Below are 18,845 nucleotides of genomic sequence, written 5' to 3'. Positions count from 1 at the left end.
TCGGGATGGTGTGACTACGCGGCCGTGGATCGTGGACTATGACTTGTGGGCTCTGATCGAGCCGCTGTTGCCGCCCCGGCCCGAGCGGTCGCCGGGGCCTCGGCCAGCGCCGGACCGGCTGCGCCTCCAAGGCATCTTGTACGTGCTGCACAACGACATCGCCTGGCAACTACTGCCCCTGGAACTCGGGTTCGGCTCAGGGCAGACCTGCTGGCGACCCCTTGAGCGATGGCAGAAGGCCGGAGTCTTCGACCAGCCGCACCGGATCCTGCTCGCCGAGCTGAGCGCGGCGCTGAGCACGGCAAGGTCCGCGCGGACCAAGAAAGTTGTTCTCCGTGCGCGAATCCCACAGTCCATCACTGGACTTTCCCGCGTTCTCCTTTACGGTCGTCGTTCCCACCCCGCCTCCACCAAAGGAGCGTGAACGACCTGGCTCTCGTACTCACTCGCGCCATCGGCACAACGTGCCACCCCAAGGACCTCATGTCAGTACAAAATCACGCATCGGACGGTCGCCTCGCTTCCGGCGATCACGTATCCGGAGATTGGCTCGCGACCGGCGAACTCGCGCGTCTCTTGAAAATCGATCCTTCGACCCTCCGCCGCCGGCGCACAGCCCGCCCTCTGCAGGGCCCTGCGTTCGTCTCGGTGTCCGGTCGGGTCACCTTGTACAACGCCACCGACGTCGACCCGCTGGCCGCGTACGCGCCGTGTCGATCCCGGACAGGCGGTCTGACGTGGCCGCAACGTCCTCCTCCAGCGCCGAGGCGATACCGATCGGTGTCCACCTCAAGACCGATGTCGAGTACCGCCCCAACCGCCCCTCCCCCTACCGAGCACGGGTGCGATGGTGGGACTCGGAGAAGAAGACCCGCAACTCTCTCTCCGCCGCCAAAGAAAGCGAGGACGAAGCCCAAGCCTCGGCCTGCTTGTAGAGCTTCTGCCAGCCGGTCACGCGAGCCGGGTTGATCTTGATGACGTTGTCGCGGACCGCTTGCTCCATGACGCGGACGAGGACCGCGATGGTGTTCTTGACCGACGAACTCCGCAACCCCCGCGCACTGGCCCTACCCGACTGGGGGGGCGCTCAACCAGCTCGCCGACGCCCTCGTCGCCGCATCCCACGGCGAGTTCCAAGGCTGAGGCAGCGTCGTCCCGTTCGCCGCGTGCACCGCGGCACGCATCGGCGAAGTCTCCGGCTGCCGAGTCGGGGACATCGACACCGCGAACTGGATCTGGACCGTCCGACGGCAGACGACCCCGGCCCCCGGCGGCCTGATCGACAAAGGAACCAAGGGCAAACGCGCCCGCAAGATCGCCGGACACGGTTCCCTGACCACCACCCAGCGCTACCCGCACCCCGACGTCCGTCAGATCACCGCCGGCGCGGCACTGACCGCGCACCTCAGCTTGCTCCGCGCCCCCGGACCCTTCCGAGCCCGATCGCCGTCGCCCGCTGACACGGTCAAGACGGGGTTGGTCCCCAAGTGGTCCCCAAAAACGATCAAGGGGCTGTTCCAGATTGCTCTGAAACAGCCCCTGACCCGCGACTCTTTCGAGTCGGGACGACAGGATTTGAACCTGCGACCCCTTGACCCCCAGTCAAGTGCGCTACCAAGCTGCGCCACGTCCCGCTGCCCGTCTGACCTGGGGTTTCCCTTGCCCGGCGTGCATGAGAACCATACCGCACTTCGACGGGTGCTCACGAACCGATTCACGGGTGGGCCCCGGCGGGCTCGTGGGCGCCCGGGGGCGGGCGCTCCGCGCGCCCACCCCGCCCCCTCACCCCGACTCCCCCGGCGCGGGAGTCCGCGCACGCTCCGTGACGACCATCCTTCACTTTCCGTAATGCCCCAAGGCGCTGTTTCGCGCGCCCTCGCGCCCCGGCCAGGCTTCGCCAAAAGGACTCGATCAGGCCACATCCCACCCGGTTCCCACGAGGCGGAACCGGGGAGTCCATCCGCAATGTCGTTCCTTCCGACGATGAAGGGACGTATGAGGCGACGAGACCCGCCCCACCGCCCCATGGCGGCGAATCTCTTGCCTCTGGCATGTGGCAGAAACACATCCCGTAGGAACATGCGGCATCAAGCAGGGAGCAGGGAGAGTCTCCGTGAAACACATACAGAAACAAACGTCAACCACTCCTGTTTCAGACAAACTCAGTGCCGATATTGATCCCTATCCGAAAGATCAACACCATGAAGTGGTCGGCCTGTTCAGGACGGGACCACTGTCGACGCACCACCTGCTCGGACCACTCGGCGAGCAGGCTTTAAGCAGGGGAGGCGCTCGAAATGGACGGCTACTTCAGCAGCCGGCTGCATCACCAGCTCCGTGAGACCGTCCGCGACTTCGCGGAGAGTGAAGTCCGGCCGCGGATAACCGAGATGGAAGCCTCCCGTACGGTCCACCACGAGCTGTCCCGGCTGATCGCCGCCCAGGGCTGGATCGGTGCGACGATCGCGCAGGAGTACGGCGGCATGAACGCCGGCCACCTCGCCAAGACCATCATCATCGAGGAGTTGTCCCGGGTCAGCGGCGCGATGGGGGCCATGGTCCAGGCCTCCCAGCTCGGCACCGCCAAGATCGTCCACTTCGGCAGCGACGAGCAGCGCAAGACGTGGCTGCCGCTCATCGCCTCCGGCGAGTGCCTGCCTACCATCGCGGTCACCGAGCCCGGGTCCGGCGGCCATGTGCTCGGGATGACGGCGACCGCCGTCCGCGACGGCGACGACTACATCCTCAACGGCACCAAGGTCTTCGTCGGCAACAGCCACGTCGGCGACCTGCACGGGGTCGTGGTCCGCACCGGCCCCGGCAAGAAGGGCCTCACCGCCTTCCTGGTCGAATCCGATCGTCCGGGCTTCCGAACCGGACCGCAGCAGCCCGCCATGGGTCTGCACGGTTTCAGTTTCGGCGAGCTCATCTTCGAAAACTGCCGGGTTCCGGCCGCCAACCGGCTCGGTGACGAGGGCGACGGTCTCGCCGTCGCGTACTCCTCCAGCGTGCTCTACGGCCGGGCCAACCTCACGGCCGTCTCGCTCGGCATCCACCAGGCCCTCCTGGACGAGACCACCCGCTTCGCCACCGAGCGCATCCGCTACGGAAAGCCGCTCTCGGAACTCCCCACGGTCAAGCTCAAGCTGGGGCAGATGCAGTCGCGCCTGATGACGGCGAAGCTCGCCGCCTACCACGCGGTCCATCTGCTCGACCAGGGCATGTCCTGCGACGCCGAGCTGATGAACGCGAAGCTGGTCAACGTCGAGTCCGCCATCGACTCCGGGCGCAACGCCATGGAGATCCACTCGGCGGCCGGTCTCTACACCGACCGTCCGGTCGAGCGGTATCTGAGGGACGCGCACCACATCTTCGCCCCGGCGGGCACCTCCGACATCCAGCTCCTGCGCCTCGCCGAGTACGCGCTCGGGCAGGACAAGGGCAGCTGGTCGGAGCGGCTCTCCGAGGTCGTGCGCACCCAGCCGCCGGAGCCGGTCCACATCTGACGGCCGCCCGGCGCACCGGCCCGCGAACCGCCCCGCACCCCCGGTCGGCGGTCGCACCGCCCCCACACCCCGGGCGGCGGTCACCGCGGCCGGAACCCGGCGGTCTCCCGGTGCCCGCGTACCCCGGAGCGCGGTGGCGGCGCCGCGCTCCGGGGCGCCGGCATGCCCGCCCGACACCGATGCGTACAACAGGCGCACACACTCCGTGACGGGTGCTGTACAGGGCCCGTCACAATCCGTACGGGGGATCCTCCGCGGACCGTGCCCCCCGAGGGCCGGGACCGGCCTGCCGTCAGCGCAGGCCGTCCTCGCGCCGGTTGATCTGCTCCATCAGCTCGGCCGCCAGGGCCTTGATGGTCTCCAGACCCGCGCGGCCCCACGGCCGGACGTCCGTGTCGACAACGCAGATGGTGCCGAGCGCGACGCCCGTCCGGTCTATCAGAGGAGCGCCCATGTACGAGCGGATACCGATCTCGTCGACGACCGGATTACCCGCGAAACGCGGATAGTCACAGACGTCCTCCAGGACCAGGGCCTTGCGGCGTACCACCACGTGCGGGCAGTAGCCGTGGTCGCGCGCCATGAAGCGGCCGACTCCCGCGCCGCCGCCCGCCGCCGCGTTCGCGCCGAGGTCGGATCCCGAGTGCGTACCGGCGGGGGTGTGCAGCCCCGCGAAGAACTGCCGGTTCTCGTCGATGAAGTTGACCATGGAGTACGGGGCCCCGGTCACCTCCGCGAGCCGGTGGGCGAAGGCGTCGAACGCCGGGTCCGGCTGCTCGCCGAGGCCCAGTTCGCGCAGCCGGCGCACCCGCACGGTCACATCCTTGTCGATCGGGGTCAGCAGCATGTGGCCGGTCGGGTCGTAGGTCATGACATGGCTCCATAGCTCGGCACGGGGGCCGGGAGGGTGGTGAGCAGATGCTGGACGAGGGTCAGCAGGGTACGGATCCCGGAGCTGGCGATCCGGGCGTCGCAGAGCACGACCGGCACCTCGGGCCGCAGATCGAGCGCCGCCCGTACCTCTTCCGGGTCGTAGCGGTAGGCGCCGTCGAACTCGTTGACCGCCACCACGAACCGGATTCCCCGCCGTTCGAAGAAGTCGACGGCGGAGAAGCAGTCCTGGAGGCGGCGGGTGTCGGCGAGGACGACCGCGCCGAGCGCACCCTCCGACAGTTCGTCCCACATGAACCAGAAACGTTCCTGGCCCGGGGTGCCGAACAGATACAGCACATGGCGGGCGTCCAGGGTGATGCGCCCGAAGTCCATCGCGACGGTGGTCGTGGTCTTGGACTCCACGCCCTCCAGGCTGTCGGTGGCCGCGCTGACCGAGGTCAACAGCTCTTCGGTGCTCAGCGGTTCGATCTCGCTGACCGCGCCCACGAAGGTGGTCTTGCCCACGCCGAAGCCGCCCGCCACCAGGACTTTCAGGGCGGTGGGGATCGAGTCGGCCGCGGGACTCCCGTGACCATGGTCGTGGCGCTCAGAGCCGTTGTCGTAGGCCATCGAGCACTGCCTCCAGCAGGGATCGGTCGGTTGGATTGGTATGGAAGCGGGGGGCGCGCGCGGTGAGCGCCCCGCAGTCCACGAGGTCCGAGATCAGGACCTTGGTGACGACGGCCGGCAGCTTTAAGTGCGCGGCGATCTCCGCCACCGAGGTGGGTGCGCCGCACAGTCCGAGAGCCAGACTGTGTTCGGGGCCCAGATGCGCCTGCGGGGCACCACCGGTCGCCATCACCATGGAGAGCAGGTCGAGTGCGGCGGTGGGCTTGGTGCGCCCCCCGCTCACGGTGTACGGGCGGATCAGCCGGCCGGCCGCGTCGTCGAGCCAGGGTCCCTCCTGGCGGGCCCCCATGATCAATGCCCCATGCCGCCCGCCGTGCCCGCGGCCGCTCTGGCCGGGGTGACCAGATACGGCCGTACGCTCTTGACGAGCATCGCCATCTCGTAGCCGAGGACGGCGGCGTCGGCCTCGCGGCCGGCGAGGACCGCGAGGCAGGTGCCGGACCCGGCGGTGGAGACGAACAGCAGGGTGGAGTCCAGCTCGACCACCACCTGGCGGACCTCGCCGCCGTCGCCGAAGCGGACGCCGGCGCTGCGGCCCAGCGAGTAGAGGCCGGAGGCCAGCGCGGCCATGTGGTCGGCCGCGTCGGGATCGAGCCCGTGGACGGACTTCACCAGGCCGTCGGAGGAGAGCAGTACGGCGCTGCGGGTGTAGGGAACCCGCTGGACCAGGCCGCTCAGCAGCCAGTCGAGATCCGCGGAATGGCCGTTCGGCGCATTGCTCGCCATGGTGCATCTACTCCTTGTGCGCGTCGCCGGGACGCAGCGGGTCGCGGGGGGTGGTCTGGGTTTCGGCGAGTCCGATGCCGCGCTGGAAAGCGGCCATCAGCCCCGGGTCGTGCAGGGCGTGCTCCTCGGGCCGGCGGGCCGTCGGCTCGTCGCGCAGTTGCGGGACGAGGTGTTCCTGGGCACGCCGCATGGGAAGGTCGGGCCTGCCCGGCGCTCCGGCGCGCGGGGCCTGGCGGACCTCGTCGCGGCCGGGGGCGGAGTGCGCGGTGCCGGGCTCGAAGGGGTCGAAGGGTTCGGCATGAGAAGGCGGGGTGGGAGAAAGGGGCGAAGTGGACGGGAAGGTCGGGCCGGCCGGGGTGGCTTGGTGCGGTACGCCGGACAGGCCGGAGCCGGCCGGGGTACCGGCGTCGCCGTATCCGCCGCCGGGGGGCCGGAATCCGTCGGTGCCGGTGTCGCCGTACGCGAGAGGGGCCCCGTATCCGTCCGTGCCGGTGCCGTTGTCGGCGTGCGCGGCCTGGGGCTGCGGATGCCGGACCGCCATCGGAGCGGGTACGGGGGCCTGGTGCGAGGTCCGGTACGAGGCCGGGGCGGGCGCGGCGGGCGGCAGCGGCGCGGCGGCCTGGCCCGCGACCGAGGGTGCGGCAGCGGGGGCGGGGGCGGCGGCCGGGATTCCGGTCCGCGGTGCGCCCGCCGGGCCGCCGGCGAGCCGGGCCGTGTCCGGGCCGCCGGTCTGGGCCTGCTGCGGCGGGATCTGGGGCGTCTGGGCCTTGGGCTGGACGTGCGGCTGCGCGCCCTGGGCCGGGGCCTGGCCCTCGCGGCGCGCCAGTCCCTCGGGGTCGGAGCCGAGGAGTCCCTGCGGCAGGACGAGGACGGCCTGGATGCCGCCGTAGATGTTCGACTGCAGACGTACCGCGATGCCGTGCCGCCGAGCGAGCGCCGAGACGACGAAGAGTCCGATACGGCCGTCCTGGAGCAGATGCGCCACGTTGACCTGGTCGGGGTCCGCGAGCAGGGCGTTCATCTTGCTCTGCTCTTCCGCCGGCATGCCCAGGCCGCGGTCCTCGACCTCGATCGCCAGTCCGGCCGTGACGTACTGGGCGCGCAGCAGCACCGTGGTGTGCGGCGCGGAGAACAGGGTCGCGTTCTCGACGAGTTCGGCGAGAAGGTGGATGACGTCGGCCACGGCGTGGCCGCGGAGCGTTCCGTCGATCGGCGGAACCAGCTTCACCCGCGGGTACTGCTCGACCTCCGCGATGGAGGAGCGCAGCACCTCGGTCATGGTGACCGGGTTCGACCACTGGCGGCGGGAGATGGCGCCGCCGAGCACGGCCAGGTTTTCCGCGTGGCGGCGGATGCGGGTGGCGAGGTGGTCGATGTGGAACAGGCCTTTGAGCAGCTCGGGGTCCTCGACCTCGTTCTCCAGTTCGTCGAGGAGCTGGATCTCGCGGTGGACGAGCGACTGGAGGCGGCGGGCGAGGTTCACGAAGACCTCGACCTTCTGCTCGTTGCCGACACTGCTGGAGAGCTGCGACGCCTGCACCACGGCGGACACGGCGACCTCGTGGGAGCGGGCCAGTTCCTGCCCGAGGCGGTCGAGCGCGTCGCCGGACACGGCGGCGGTGGGGAGCGCGGGGCGCGGGGCCAGGCTCTCGCCCTTGCGCAGCTGTTCCACGACCGTCCGCAGTTCGCTCTGGCCGCGGGAGTTGGCGTGCCGCAGCGCCTCGGCGCGGTCGAGCACCATTCTGGCGGTCCGCTCGGCGCCGAGCACGGCGGCGGCGACCGCCGCGGCCGCGAGCGCGGCGGCGCCGATGAGCGCGGTCCACAGTCCTGTCGTCGGGCCCGCTCCGGTGGACCGGATCGTGATCAGCACGGCGGCGACGCCCGCGAGCGCCACCACGAGCGCCGGGAGGACGGAGGTACGCAGAAGGTGGGGGCGTATGCGCGTCTCGTTCGGAAGCGACGCGGGCTGCTGAGCGGGGCCGGTCGCGTCGGCGGGAACGACGTCACGGGCGCCCGACCGGCCGTGCCGGCCGCCGTCACGGCGGTCGGACCGCGCGGCGGATGCGCGAAGTTGAGGCATGAGTGTCCTTGGTACGTGCCCAGGAATCGGCGTACTACAGGGGTGGTTTCTACGTGGGTGTGATGAGCCTACCGATGATCACCAAACAGCCACTGTAGTCGTCAACCGTTCACGCGCGGTGCGCAGTTGGCAAACTTACCCGGAGTGCGCGCCACTCCGGAATCGATCTTCATTCGACCGACTCGAAATGATCGGCCGAAAGTCGCCCACTTGACGATTCCGGAATGCCATCACGGCTTTAACGGAAGGAACTTGACCCCTTATCAGTGCAGGTGAGCATGGATGAGCGACAAGTAATCGGAATATTGACGCAGGAGCGCGAGCCGGGGCGCGCGCCCCCGCCTCGGCGCACGCCTCCCACCCTTCTTCACCCCGCCGCACCCCCGGATCTCCCCCGTCCGCGTTCGCGTTCGCGTGGCGCGACGAGCACGGCGGGTATCCCATTCGGTCACGGTGCGTTACTGAGGAGGCGAGAAAACGCGCCACCGCCACCGGGCCGGCGGCGGCCGGTCAGCGGGCCGGGGCGGCGGAGACCGTACGCGCCCGACCGGCGACCAGAGCGGCCGCGATCTGGACGGCACAGGCGGCGAGGAGCCCGGCGAGCGGCCATGCCCAGCTGCCGGTGACATCGTGCAGGGCGCCCGCGCCCAGCAGACCCAGGACACCGATCAGATAACCGGCCCCCTGCCCCATCGCGGACAGCGCGGCGGCGGTCGGGGCGTCCGGGGAGCGCAGGGCGAGCAGGCCCAGCGCGAGGGCGAATCCGGCACCGAGCCCGAGACCGAGCACCGCGACGGACGGCCAGAGCAGGGCGTGCGGGCCGGCGACGATCCCCGCGAGACCGGTCCCGGTCAGGCAGGCCACGGTCACACCGACCGCCCGCTGGTCGGCGAAGCGCCAGCCGGAGGCGGCCGGCCGATGTCGCCGAGCCCCAGGTTCGGTGCGGGGCGCCGCGAGAAGCGGGGCGACGGGGCTGCTCGCGAACTGACGGTACGTCACATCCGCACGGGGGCACGGACGTCACCGGTCCGTGGGCGGCTGCCTCAGTCCTCGCGTACCAGATCCAGATCGCGCACCGGCCGCTCCGGCCGTCGCGGCACCGGCCACGCGCGCTTGACCGTCGGCGAGACGTCCCGCCACCACGGTCGCGCCGGAAGCTCTCCGCCCGGCTCGAAGGGCTGTCCCGGAACGGGGACGGCGATCGCCTGCCCGACCGCGCCGGCCGCCGCCATCGTCCACTCCCCCGGCTCGGCCCAGGCGTGCAGGGAGAGGTTGAACGTCCCCCAGTGGATCGGCAGCAGGACCCCGTCCGCCCGGCCCCGCTGGAGGTCGAGATGACTCTGCACGCCCTGCGAGGGATTCATGTGGATATCCGGCCACGCGCCGGGCAGCGGCTCGCCGTCCTGGCGCCCCTGAGGCCAGAACTCGGAGTACGCGCCGATCTGGATCATGGTCGCGTCGAACGGGCCGTGGGTGGCACCGATGTCCCGGAAGCCGGAGAAGTAGCCGGTGTCCCCGCTGTGGTAGATCCGGTGCTCCGGCCCCTCGGCCACCCAGGAGGCCCACAGGGTGTGCTGCTGATTGCGCAGGCCGCGCCCGCAGAAGTGCCGCGCGGGGGTGGCGGTGAGGCGCAGGTCGCCGACGCTGGTGGACTCGTTCCAGTCCAGCTCGCGCACCCGGGAGGGGGACACGCCCCAGTGCTCCAGATGGGCGCCGACCCCGAGCGGCACCGCGAACAGGGTGTCGGTGGTGGCCAGCGCTTTGATCGTCGGCAGGTCGAGATGGTCGTAGTGGTCGTGCGAGATGACGACGACGTCGACCGGTCCGAGGGCGGCGAGCGGCGCCGGCACGGGATGCAGCCGCTTCGGCCCGGCGAACGCGAACGGCGAGCAGCGGTCGCCCCAGACCGGATCGAACAGCACCCGGTAGCCGTCGATCTCGGCGAGGACACTCGAGTGGCCCATCCAGGTGAGGCGCAGTCCGGTGGCGGGGGGCCGGGCCAGATCGGCGACTGTGGTCGGATGGACGGGGATCCGGCCGGCGGGGGCACGGCGGGCGCGCGCCTCCTTCCCGAAGTAGACCTTGGCGAACTCCTTCGCCGAACCCGACGGCCTCGGCCGGTTCGGGTCGGGGTTGACGAAGACCCCGTCGGCGAAGTTCGGGGATCTGCGGATACGCGCCAGGCGCTCCCCCGTCGGGTCGGCGCCGAATGCCGCGGGCCGCAGACCGCGCGGCCGTACCCGCGGCGAGGAGTCGGAGCCAGTGCCGGTCACGGAGCCTCCTGGAGTCAAGGGTCTTCTCATTATGGGCGCCCTCGGCCGGACGCCACCCGTGATCGCCTCCGTACGGAGGGCATTCACGCGAAGCCCCGCCGACGCGCCGCACGGATGATCATGCACCGGTCAGGTCTGTGTAGGGTGCGAGGCGTGGCGAAAGTGCGGTTGAACGTGGCCGAGCGGCGGCAGGAGCTGCTGCGGGCGGCCGCCGTCCAGATTGGGGCCCGAGGCGTCACGGCGGTCCGGATCGCCGATGTCGCCGCCGAGCTCGGGGTCAGCAACGCCCTTGTCCTGTACCACTTCCCGACCAAGGAACAGCTGGTCGCCGCGGCCTTCGCGCACGCCGCCGAGGAGGACCTGGCCCGGCTGCGCACCCTGCTCGGGCGGCGCACCACGGCGGTTCGGCGGCTGCGCGCCGCGGTCCGCTGGTACACCCCGTCCGGCCGGGCCGACGGCTGGCGTCTGTGGATCGAGGGCTGGGCAGCCGGCCCGCGCGAACCGGCCCTGCGCGAGGTCGCGGGCGCGCTCGACAGGGCCTGGAAAGAGGAGCTCGCGGCGGTCATCGGGCAAGGGGTGACGGCCGGGGAATTCCCGTGCCCGGACCCGGTCGCGGCGGCCTGGCGGCTGACCGCGTTCCTCGACGGCCTGGCCGTCCAGATGACCTCGTACCCCGGAGCGCTCCCCCGCACCACCATGGTGACGTGGGCGGACGCCGCCCTGGCCCGCGAACTGGGCCTCGCCGCGCTGCCCCGGAACGGCGCGGCGGGTACGGCCACTCGCGCGGGGACGCCGGACACGTAGCCCGTGAACCCGCCCGCCGGGATCCCGCTTCGATGGCTTCGGGCAGGCCGGCGAGTCCGGGGACCGCCGGGACGAACAAGGACCGGCGGGGCGGCCCGCGCTCAGGGACGACGGCCCCAGGCGGAGATCATCGGCGAGGTCGCGAGGTCGAGACGGCCCGCCTCGACGTTCGCGAGGTGCCGCTCGATCTCGTCCTCGGTGGCCAGACCCGCCGCGAGGAGCCGGCCGCGCACGTGCCGGACCGTCGCGGCCTCCAGTACGTCGCAGGCGGGCGCCGTGATCGGGAAGTACGCGTCGGCGGCGACGTCCACAAGGCCCGCCTCGCGCAGCAGCCGGGGCAACCGGCGGCCGTACGCGAGGTCGGCGCCACGTTCGGCGAGCAGCTTCCGAAAGCCGGTGCGCAGTTTGTTGGCGAGGGCCTGCTCGGGGCCGTACTCGTCGAGACAGATCAGCGGCTGAGCCGCCGGGTCGGCATCCTCCAGGAGGAGCCACCCGCCGGGCCGCAGCGCCCCGGCCATCGCGGCGAGGGCCCGGTCCCGGTCGGTGACGTGCACCAGCACCAGCCGCGCGTGGATCAGGTCGAAGCCGTCACCGGGCGGCTCGTCCGCGCCCACGTCGTGCCGCAGCACCTCGACGCCGGACGCCGCACCGGCGGCCCAGGTGGTGTCGATGTCGGTCGCCACCACCCGGCCGTCCGGACCGACCCGGTCGGCCAGCCAGTCCACCACGGTCGTACCGCCGGCCCCGACCTCCCAGCAGCGCCGGCCCGGGGCGATCCCCAGCCGCTCGATGTGCCGGAAGGTCGACGGGTCGAACAGCGAGCCGAGTGCGTCGAAGCGGACGCCCGCCTCGGCCCGGGCGTTGTCCAGGAGGTAACCCCGCGCCTCGGCGTCACGGCCGGCGAGACCACGGGACTGCGATGCGGAAGATGTCATGAGCCGATTGTCCCGCCGGCGTGCGAAACGCCCTCGTCGCACCCCCGTCGCACCCCCGGACACGACGGCACCGGCCCCGCCCCCGCATACAGGGGGCAACGCCGGTGCGGGTGCCGGGACCGGTCCGGCGCTGATCCGGCCCCGTCCGGTCCGGTCCGATCCGCTACAGCGGCAGCAGGTCGGGGCGCTTGGCCTCGACGTTGTCGCCGGAGCTCTCACCGCGCAGTCGCCGGCCGATCCACGGGACGAGGTATTCCTTCGCCCAGTGCATGTCGTCCTTGCGGACCTCCAGGGTGCCGCGCGGCGGCAGCGGCGGCCAGGCCTGCTCCGGGTCGGCCGGCACCGGCATGCCGAGGACCTGGGCGGCGCGCAGCGCGACCCGGGTGTGCCCCTCGGGCGAGAGGTGCAGCCGGTCGTCGTCCCAGGCGCGGCGGTCCTGGACGGACCGCAGCGACCACAGGTCGAGGACCGGGCAGCCGTAGCGGTCGGCGATGGCCCGCACGTGCCCGTTGTACGTGGCGATCTTGCCGCGCAGGTGCTTGAGCAGCGGCACGTCGCGGGTGTCGAAGCCGGTCGCCACCATGATGGTGCCGACGGCGGAACTCAGGTCGGCGATGGCGCTCTCGAAGCGCTCGGCGACGTCGTCGGGGTCCGTGCCGGGGCGGATGATGTCGTTGCCGCCGGCGCAGATGGTCACCAGGTCGGGGGCGAGTTCCTTCGCCCGCGGGATCTGTTCCGCGACGATCTGGTCGAGCAGGCGCCCCCGTACGGCCAGATTCGCGTAGCGGAAGTCGTCGTGCTCCGGCAGCCGGTCGGCCAGCAGGACCGCGAAACGGTCCGCCCAGCCGACGAATGTCCCGTCGGGCCCGGGGTCTCCGACGCCCTCCGTGAAACTGTCACCGATAGCCGCGTACGACCCGATTGCGTTCATGTCTCGTGTTGTCGAATCGTCTGCCACGGGAGCACATCTTTGCCGGACGGATGTGACCTACGCGACCGTAAGGAGGGGTTGACGGCGGGTGATATATGCCACCGATAAAGATTCGACCAAATCGGAATACGCGCCCGGCCCCCGGCGCGGGTGCGCCGGGGGCCGGTTACGGGGCCTGGTTCACGGGCGGGCCTGGAGGGCCCTTCCGCCGTTTCGGGCCGGATGGGTCGGACGGGTCAGACGGCGACGCCGTGCTGCCGCAGGGCGGCCAGCGGGTCGATGTCGGAGCCGTAGTCCGGCCCGGTGCGCATCTCGAAGTGCAGGTGCGGGCCGGTCACATTGCCGGTCGCGCCGGACAGGCCGATCTGCTGCCCGCCGGTGACGGTCTGGCCGGCGGAAACGCTGATCGAGGAGAGATGGGCGTACTGCGAGTAAGTGCCGTCGGCATGCTTGATCACGACCTGGTTGCCGTAGGAGCCACCCCAGCCCGCGGAGTAGACGGTGCCGGGACCGACGGCGCGGACGGTGGTGCCGGTGGCCGCCATGAAGTCGACACCGGTGTGGTAGCCGGAGGACCACATCGAGCCGGAGGCGCGGTACGGGGTGGAGGTGCCGCCGCTGACGGGGGCGACCCAGCCGGAGGAGGCGGTCGCGCCAGAGGAGGCGGTCGTACCGGCCGGGACCGAGGCCGAGGTGCCGGTGGACACGGTGGTGGAAGCCGAGGACGAGGCCGAAGCCGAGACCGAGGGGGCCGGCGTGGACGCCTGGGTGGAGGCACCGGCGGCCGACGCGGTGACGCGCTCGGCACCACGCGAAGCGGAGGCGGAGGCGGTGGACACGCTGTCGGCGCCCCGCCCGACGCTCTGCGAGGCGGCGGCCTTCGGGGTGGTGGCCTGGCCGGTGTGCGTAGCGCCGAGGACGAGCTTCATACCCGGGAAGATCAGCGACGGGTTCTCGCCGACCACCTTGCGGTTGTCGTGGTACAGCCGGTGCCAGCCGCCGGCCAGCCGGTGCTCGGCGGCGATCTTGGACAGATGGTCGCCGGGCACCACGGTGTACGCGCTCGCGCCGCCACGGGGTGCGGTGGCCGGGGCGGATGCCGGGGTCGCGGCGGGGGCCTGCCGGGGCATCGCGGCCGGGACGGCCCGTTCGGCGGCATGGGCGCCGGTCGCGCCGATCAGCGGCAGCGCGACGACGGCTCCGCCGGCGCTCGCGGCGACTATTCCACGGCTGAACGGGCGGGCCTTGCGGCGGCGGTGCTTACCCTTCGCGGGCATGACGGCATTCCTCTCCGTCGCCTGCGAGGTGAGCTGTCGGGTTCGGACGGGAGATGTCCGGCCGCGCGTTCACGCGACTTCACCCCAAGCCGTCCTTCATGGCGCGCCTTTTTCTATTCGGGCGCCGAGGGACCGGCGTAAAACCTGGGTCCCCCGCTCCTGCCGGGTACGGGTGAGTGCGGATTCCGGGCGGCGGCAGGATTCGGCGGTCCGTCCGGATGGAACGCGACGCTAGACGAGCCGAGTCGGCGGGAACAAGCCGCCTTATCCCTTTTCCCCATGATCACGCCGCGCCGGGCCCGAATTTCGGTCACCTCGTATCGATGACGCCCCATCGATTCGCTTTCCGCCAAAGGGAATTGAAAAGGATGCTCCACCACGGTCCGTCATGTTTATGACGCTGCTCACGCCCTGACACCCATCCCCCCAGTAATCAGGGCGCGTTATACCGAATCTGCCAATTCGGGCAGATCGCCCACGGGTGCCCCGAGGGGTGCACCGTGAAGCGGGCACCGGGATGATGCCGGAAAACCGATCCCGAGAGCAGGAGCGACCGTGACGCAAGCGACGACCGAGCCCGAGCTCACCGGCGTACGCAACTTCCGCGACCTGGGCGGGCTGCCGACCGCGGACGGCCGGGCCGTCCGCACCGGGCGGCTGTTCCGCAGCGGCCATCTGGCGCACGCCACCACCGAGGACGCGGCCTTCCTCGCCACCCTGTCCCTGCATACGGTGTTCGACCTCCGCAATGACGCCGACCGGCGCCTGGAGGGGCCGGACGTGGCGCTGCCCGGGGTGACCAACGTGAACATCCCGCTCAGCGACCCCGCCGACGGCAAGGACTTCTGGAAGCTGGTGCGCTCCGGCGAACTGGCACGGCTGCGCGAGGTCCTGGGCGAAGGACAGGCGGCCGGGCGGATGACCCGCTCGTACCGGAGGATGATCGTCGAGCGGACCGCCGAGCACAGCCGGATCCTGCACACGATGGCCGGGGACAGCGTTCCGGCGCTGATGCACTGCGCGGCGGGGAAGGACCGGGCGGGGCTCGCGATCGCGATATCCCTGCTGGCGGTCGGCGTCGAGCGGGAGGCGATCGAGGCGGACTATCTGAAGTCCAACGCCCCCCACCGGCGCTACCGGATGAAGCGCGGCTCCACCGCCCCGGACGGGATGTCTCCGGAGGTGATGGAGCTGCTGGCCCCGCTCTTCGACGCGCGGGTGGAGTATCTGCGCGCCGGGTTCGAGGCGATCGAGTCGACCTGGGGGTCGGTCGACGCGTATCTCCTGACGGGCCTGGGACTGGCCCCAAAGACCCGTGAGCGGCTGCGAGAGCGGCTGCTCACGGAGGTGTAGGGGCGGGCGGGTGAGGGCCCGGGGCGGTCGGCCGGGAGCCGGCCGCCGAGACCGCTTCGCCTGCCGCCGTGTTACTGGCCGCCGCCCATCTCGAAGAGCAGGTAGAGGAAGCCGGCGAACAGGTGACCCGCGATGAGGTAGGCGAAGAGACGGAGCACGAGCCCCTTGGGGAACTTGCCGCCACCACGCTCTTCACCGGTGACCGGTACGGACTTGTCGGACATGTCGAATCCTTTCTGGGGGCTCAGCGGCTGTGCGGAGTCCCGTTGCCGAGGCACAGCTCGGCGGCGGGGCTCTGGATCAGGGTGTGGACGAACATCAGCTCGGCGCCCGCCTGGGTGGCGGCGCCGACCCGGTGCGGGGTGAGCGAGTCGTAGTGGGCGCTGTCCCCGGGGTCGAGAACGTGCACCGTGTCGCCGAGCGCGAGCCTGACCCGTCCCTCCAGGACGTGGATCCACTCCTCGCCAGGGTGCATCCGGACGATGTCGGCGCTGGTGGCGAAGGGGATGTGGACGCGCAGGCACTGCATGGCGCGTCCGGCGGCTCCGGCCTGGCGGTAGATCCAGCCGTCGGCCTCGACGGGATCGGAACGGCCGGCCCGGACGATCGGGTCGCGCTCGGGCAGCGTCTCGCCCAGCAGCTCGGAGACCGTCGTACCGTAGATACGGGAGAGGGAGAGCAGCATGGGCAGCGAGGGCTGCCGGTTGCCCGTCTCCAGCCGGGAGAGGTGAGCCGGCGAGAGCCCGGCCCGCTGGGCGGCGCCCTCCAGCGTGAGCCCCCGGCGGCGCCGCAGGGCCCGCAGCTGCGGGGCGACGTCCTGCAGGACGTCGGTAACGTGGTCCATGCCTCCATTGGGCCAGGATCGTGCCTCTGAGGCAAATTTCTTGCCTCAGAGGCAAACCCTCACAGGAGCGGCGTCTCCCCGCACCCGGCGGCTCCCCGGCGGCTCCCCGGCGGCTCTGCGGGCACGCAGCCCCCGCGGCCCGCCCTACGAGGCCGACACAGCCTGTTTGACCAGAGTCTTCCCGAAGTCCCACAGGAGCCCGGCGCCCCCGTGCGCGTCGTCCATGACCGCGGTGAAGGAGGTGACGAAGCGGTCGACGTCCTTCTCGTCGATGATCAGCGGCGGAAGCAGCTTGATCACTTCCAGATGGTCGCCGGACACCTGCGTGAGGATGCGGTGGCGCTGGAGCAGCGGCACCACGACCATCTGAGCGAAGAGCCCCTTGCGGGCCGCCTGGAGCATGGCCCAGCGGCCGCGCAGCCCGAGCGAGGTCGGGCGGCCGAACTCGATGCCGATCATCAGTCCTCGGCCGCGGATCTCCTTGAGGAGTTCGTAGCGGGGCACGAGTTCCCGCAGCCGGGAGGCGAGCAGGTCGCCGGTACGGCGGACGTGCGCGATGGTGTCCTCGGACTCCATGACGGAGAGCACGGCGAGTCCGGCGGCCATGGCCTGCGCGTTGGAGCCGAAGCTGGCCGAGTGGACGAGGACCCGGTCCATCGAGGAGTAGACCTTCTTGAAGATCCAGTCCTTGCCGATCGTGGCGCCGACGGGCACATAGCCACCCGAGAGTGCCTTGGCCACACAGATCAGGTCGGGCTCGACGCCCTCTTCGTGCTGGTGGGCGTAGAAGTCGCCGGTCCGGCCGAGACCGGTCTGCACCTCGTCGGCGATGAGCAGGGCGCCGTGCCGGTGCAGCAGTTCCTGGGCGGCGCGCAGGAAGCCGGGCGGGGCGGCGTGGACGCCCTTGCCCTGGATGGGTTCCAGGACGAAGCCGGCCACGTCGCCCTTGCGCAGCTCGCGCTCCAGGGCGTCGAGGTCGCCGAGCTCGATCGCCGTGTCGGGCAGGAGCGGGGCGAAGCCGTCCCGGAAGCCCTTCTCCCCGTTGACGGACAGGGAGCCGGTGGTGAGCCCGTGGAAGGCGTGCGCGCAGTAGACGATCCTCGGGCGCCCGGTGGCGTACCGGGCGAATTTGAGGGCGGTCTCGACGGCCTCGGTGCCGCTGTTGCCGAAGAACACCCGGTCGAGATGGGGGCTGTGGGCCAGCAGCCGCTCGGCGAGGAGGCCGGGCAGCGGCGGGCAGTCGAAGCGGGTGAGGTCGGCGAGGCCGGCGTCGAGGACGTCGTGCAGCGCCTTGCGGACGACCGGGTGGTGCCGGCCGAGCCCCATGACGCCGAAGCCGGCCAGCATGTCCAGGTATTCGTTGCCATCGGCGTCCCAGAAGTGGGCGCCCTCGGCCCGCTCGTACACCTTGTCGAACCCTATGGTGTGGAGCATGCGCGGCAGTTGGTGGTTGAGGTGGCGGGCGTGCAGCTCGTAGCGCTCGCCGCCGCGCTCGGCGAGCAGCGCCCGCAGGTCGAACTCCTCGGTCATGCCGGGCCGTTCCCGGTGACCGTCTCGCGGACCGCGCGCAGCGACTCCTTGAGCGAGCCCATGGTGGCGAGGACGGCGGTGGGCTCGTAGCCGCAGTGCGCCATGCAGTTGGCGCAGCGCGGGTCACGGCCCCGGCCGTACTTGTCCCAGTCGGTGTCCTCCACGAGTTCGCGATACGTGGGGACGTAGCCGTCGCTCATCAGATAGCAGGGGCGCTGCCAGCCGAAGAGGGAGTAGTTGGGGATCGCCCACGCGGTGCACGGGAAGTCCGCCTTGCCTTCCAGGAAGTCCAGGAAGAGCGGGGAGTGGTTGAGCCGCCAGCGGCGCCGGTTGCCGCCCGCGAACGCTTTCCTGAAGAGCTCCCGGGTCTGCTCGACCCCGAGGAAGTGCTCCTGGTCGGGGGCCTTCTCGTACGCGTAGGCGGGCGAGATCATCATCTCGTCGACCTGGAGGTCGTCGTTGAGGTAGTTGAGCACCTCGATGACGGTCTGCGGGGTGTCGGTGTTGAAGAAGGTCGAGTTGGTGGTGACCCGGAAGCCGCGTCGCTTGGCCTCCTTGATCGCCGCCACCGCTTCGTCGAACACGCCCTCCTTGGCGACGGATTCGTCGTGCCGCTCGCGCAGGCCGTCGATGTGCACGGCGAAGGCGAAGTACGGGGACGGGGTGAACTTGTCCATCTTCTTGCGCAGCAGCATGGCGTTGGTGCACAGGAAGACGTACTTCCTTCTGGCCACCAACTGACGCACGATCTCGTCGATCTGAGGATGCATCAAAGGCTCGCCGCCGGCGATCGACACCATCGGCGCCCCGGACTCCAGGACGGCGCCGACCGCCTGGGCGACCGGCATCCGCTGCTTGAGGACGCCCGCCGGGTGCTGGATCTTGCCGCACCCCTCGCATTTGAGATTGCACGCGAACAGCGGCTCCAGTTCGACGATCAGCGGGAACCTCTCCCGCTTGCGGAGCTTCTGTTCGAAGAGATAGGTACCGACCCTGATGGACTGACGGAGCGGCATGGCCATG

General features: G+C 70.9%; 19 protein-coding genes, 1 tRNA gene and 1 riboswitch. Of the genes, 4 read left to right on the top strand and 16 right to left on the bottom strand.

Going from position 1 to position 18,845, the window contains the following annotated elements; genetic code table 11:
• Positions 1–31 precede the first annotated feature (31 nt).
• Complete coding sequence (locus tag ACGFRB_RS22830; protein ID WP_393245386.1) at positions 32–424, top strand: transposase; 393 nt, start codon at positions 32–34, stop codon at positions 422–424.
• A gap of 405 nt (positions 425–829) precedes the next feature.
• Here ACGFRB_RS22830 and ACGFRB_RS22825 read toward each other — a convergent pair whose 3' ends face one another.
• Both ACGFRB_RS22825 and ACGFRB_RS22820 read right to left on the bottom strand, forming a co-directional pair.
• On the bottom strand, positions 830–1,051 hold the full coding sequence (locus tag ACGFRB_RS22825; RefSeq protein WP_393245384.1) for a hypothetical protein: 222 nt from the start codon (positions 1,049–1,051) through the stop codon (positions 830–832).
• A gap of 509 nt (positions 1,052–1,560) precedes the next feature.
• Positions 1,561–1,634, bottom strand: a tRNA-Pro gene (locus ACGFRB_RS22820).
• 663 nt (positions 1,635–2,297) lie between these two features.
• Between ACGFRB_RS22820 and ACGFRB_RS22815 the strand changes: the two genes are divergently transcribed.
• Positions 2,298–3,506: an acyl-CoA dehydrogenase family protein gene (locus ACGFRB_RS22815; protein ID WP_393245382.1), complete on the top strand. Its 1,209-nt coding sequence runs from the start codon at positions 2,298–2,300 to the stop codon at positions 3,504–3,506.
• Between the two features lie 292 nt (positions 3,507–3,798).
• Here ACGFRB_RS22815 and ACGFRB_RS22810 read toward each other — a convergent pair whose 3' ends face one another.
• The 7 genes from ACGFRB_RS22810 to ACGFRB_RS22780 all read right to left on the bottom strand — a co-directional run bounded on the left by ACGFRB_RS22810 (position 3,799) and on the right by ACGFRB_RS22780 (position 10,148).
• On the bottom strand, positions 3,799–4,377 hold the full coding sequence (locus ACGFRB_RS22810) for a GAF domain-containing protein (protein WP_361225342.1): 579 nt from the start codon (positions 4,375–4,377) through the stop codon (positions 3,799–3,801).
• Positions 4,374–5,009, bottom strand: coding sequence for an ATP/GTP-binding protein (locus ACGFRB_RS22805; protein WP_363004520.1), 636 nt, complete (start codon positions 5,007–5,009; stop codon positions 4,374–4,376). Before ACGFRB_RS22805 ends, ACGFRB_RS22810 begins: the two co-directional genes overlap by 4 nt.
• A complete protein-coding gene (locus tag ACGFRB_RS22800) occupies positions 4,987–5,358 on the bottom strand; it encodes a DUF742 domain-containing protein (protein ID WP_363004518.1) in 372 nt (123 codons plus the stop codon). Before ACGFRB_RS22800 ends, ACGFRB_RS22805 begins: the two co-directional genes overlap by 23 nt.
• Positions 5,359–5,360: 2 nt before the next feature.
• Positions 5,361–5,795: a roadblock/LC7 domain-containing protein gene (locus tag ACGFRB_RS22795; RefSeq protein ID WP_363004516.1), complete on the bottom strand. Its 435-nt coding sequence runs from the start codon at positions 5,793–5,795 to the stop codon at positions 5,361–5,363.
• A gap of 7 nt (positions 5,796–5,802) precedes the next feature.
• Entirely contained in the window at positions 5,803–7,875 is a 2,073-nt protein-coding gene (locus ACGFRB_RS22790; protein ID WP_393245380.1) for an ATP-binding protein, read from the bottom strand.
• A 510-nt stretch (positions 7,876–8,385) separates the two neighbouring features.
• Complete coding sequence (locus ACGFRB_RS22785) at positions 8,386–8,874, bottom strand: hypothetical protein (protein WP_393245378.1); 489 nt, start codon at positions 8,872–8,874, stop codon at positions 8,386–8,388.
• 44 nt (positions 8,875–8,918) lie between these two features.
• The gene (locus tag ACGFRB_RS22780; protein WP_393245376.1) at positions 8,919–10,148 is read right to left on the bottom strand and encodes an MBL fold metallo-hydrolase; all 1,230 of its coding nucleotides are present in this window, start codon (positions 10,146–10,148) and stop codon (positions 8,919–8,921) included.
• 153 nt (positions 10,149–10,301) lie between these two features.
• Here ACGFRB_RS22780 and ACGFRB_RS22775 point away from each other — a divergent pair, with 153 nt between their 5' ends.
• Entirely contained in the window at positions 10,302–10,952 is a 651-nt protein-coding gene (locus ACGFRB_RS22775; RefSeq protein WP_393245374.1) for a TetR/AcrR family transcriptional regulator, read from the top strand.
• 101 nt (positions 10,953–11,053) lie between these two features.
• Here ACGFRB_RS22775 and ACGFRB_RS22770 read toward each other — a convergent pair whose 3' ends face one another.
• The 3 genes from ACGFRB_RS22770 to ACGFRB_RS22760 all read right to left on the bottom strand — a co-directional run bounded on the left by ACGFRB_RS22770 (position 11,054) and on the right by ACGFRB_RS22760 (position 14,095).
• Positions 11,054–11,887: a methyltransferase domain-containing protein gene (locus tag ACGFRB_RS22770; RefSeq protein ID WP_393245372.1), complete on the bottom strand. Its 834-nt coding sequence runs from the start codon at positions 11,885–11,887 to the stop codon at positions 11,054–11,056.
• A gap of 163 nt (positions 11,888–12,050) precedes the next feature.
• Complete coding sequence (locus ACGFRB_RS22765) at positions 12,051–12,818, bottom strand: SGNH/GDSL hydrolase family protein (protein ID WP_363004504.1); 768 nt, start codon at positions 12,816–12,818, stop codon at positions 12,051–12,053.
• A gap of 236 nt (positions 12,819–13,054) precedes the next feature.
• The gene (locus ACGFRB_RS22760; RefSeq protein WP_393245370.1) at positions 13,055–14,095 is read right to left on the bottom strand and encodes a peptidoglycan DD-metalloendopeptidase family protein; all 1,041 of its coding nucleotides are present in this window, start codon (positions 14,093–14,095) and stop codon (positions 13,055–13,057) included.
• A gap of 5 nt (positions 14,096–14,100) precedes the next feature.
• Positions 14,101–14,280: riboswitch (cyclic di-AMP (ydaO/yuaA leader) on the bottom strand.
• A 370-nt stretch (positions 14,281–14,650) separates the two neighbouring features.
• On the opposite strand from ACGFRB_RS22760, the gene ACGFRB_RS22755 reads away from it, so the two are divergent.
• A complete protein-coding gene (locus ACGFRB_RS22755; RefSeq protein ID WP_393245368.1) occupies positions 14,651–15,448 on the top strand; it encodes a tyrosine-protein phosphatase in 798 nt (265 codons plus the stop codon).
• 71 nt (positions 15,449–15,519) lie between these two features.
• On the opposite strand, the gene ACGFRB_RS22750 is transcribed toward ACGFRB_RS22755, so the two are convergent.
• From ACGFRB_RS22750 to hpnH, 4 genes are all read right to left on the bottom strand, one after another.
• Complete coding sequence (locus ACGFRB_RS22750; RefSeq protein WP_361225382.1) at positions 15,520–15,672, bottom strand: DUF6126 family protein; 153 nt, start codon at positions 15,670–15,672, stop codon at positions 15,520–15,522.
• Between the two features lie 20 nt (positions 15,673–15,692).
• Entirely contained in the window at positions 15,693–16,292 is a 600-nt protein-coding gene (locus tag ACGFRB_RS22745; protein ID WP_361225385.1) for a helix-turn-helix domain-containing protein, read from the bottom strand.
• A gap of 144 nt (positions 16,293–16,436) precedes the next feature.
• Positions 16,437–17,822 carry an aspartate aminotransferase family protein gene (locus ACGFRB_RS22740; RefSeq protein ID WP_393245365.1) on the bottom strand — a complete coding sequence of 462 codons (1,386 nt, stop codon included), beginning with the start codon at positions 17,820–17,822 and terminating at the stop codon, positions 16,437–16,439.
• Entirely contained in the window at positions 17,819–18,844 is a 1,026-nt protein-coding gene (hpnH, locus tag ACGFRB_RS22735; protein WP_363004494.1) for an adenosyl-hopene transferase HpnH, read from the bottom strand. Before hpnH ends, ACGFRB_RS22740 begins: the two co-directional genes overlap by 4 nt.
• Between the last annotated feature and the right edge of the window lies 1 nt (position 18,845).

The sequence above is a fragment of the Streptomyces sp. NPDC048718 genome, assembly GCF_043198875.1.
In the GTDB taxonomy this organism is placed as follows: domain Bacteria; phylum Actinomycetota; class Actinomycetes; order Streptomycetales; family Streptomycetaceae; genus Streptomyces.
The sequence above is the reverse complement of the archived record's forward strand: the minus strand, read 5'-3'. Positions and strand labels throughout refer to the sequence as shown.

Coding starts and splice junctions, on each gene's coding strand:
- ACGFRB_RS22815 (WP_393245382.1), top strand. CDS start 2,298: ATGGACGGCTACTTCAGCAGCCGGCTGCATCACCAGCTCCGTGAGACC.
- ACGFRB_RS22810 (WP_361225342.1), bottom strand. CDS start 4,377: ATGACCTACGACCCGACCGGCCACATGCTGCTGACCCCGATCGACAAG.
- ACGFRB_RS22805 (WP_363004520.1), bottom strand. CDS start 5,009: ATGGCCTACGACAACGGCTCTGAGCGCCACGACCATGGTCACGGGAGT.
- ACGFRB_RS22800 (WP_363004518.1), bottom strand. CDS start 5,358: ATGGGGGCCCGCCAGGAGGGACCCTGGCTCGACGACGCGGCCGGCCGG.
- ACGFRB_RS22795 (WP_363004516.1), bottom strand. CDS start 5,795: ATGGCGAGCAATGCGCCGAACGGCCATTCCGCGGATCTCGACTGGCTG.
- ACGFRB_RS22790 (WP_393245380.1), bottom strand. CDS start 7,875: ATGCCTCAACTTCGCGCATCCGCCGCGCGGTCCGACCGCCGTGACGGC.
- ACGFRB_RS22770 (WP_393245372.1), bottom strand. CDS start 11,887: ATGACATCTTCCGCATCGCAGTCCCGTGGTCTCGCCGGCCGTGACGCC.
- ACGFRB_RS22765 (WP_363004504.1), bottom strand. CDS start 12,818: ATGAACGCAATCGGGTCGTACGCGGCTATCGGTGACAGTTTCACGGAG.
- ACGFRB_RS22760 (WP_393245370.1), bottom strand. CDS start 14,095: ATGCCCGCGAAGGGTAAGCACCGCCGCCGCAAGGCCCGCCCGTTCAGC.
- ACGFRB_RS22750 (WP_361225382.1), bottom strand. CDS start 15,672: ATGTCCGACAAGTCCGTACCGGTCACCGGTGAAGAGCGTGGTGGCGGC.
- ACGFRB_RS22745 (WP_361225385.1), bottom strand. CDS start 16,292: ATGGACCACGTTACCGACGTCCTGCAGGACGTCGCCCCGCAGCTGCGG.
- ACGFRB_RS22740 (WP_393245365.1), bottom strand. CDS start 17,822: ATGACCGAGGAGTTCGACCTGCGGGCGCTGCTCGCCGAGCGCGGCGGC.
- hpnH (WP_363004494.1), bottom strand. CDS start 18,844: ATGGCCATGCCGCTCCGTCAGTCCATCAGGGTCGGTACCTATCTCTTC.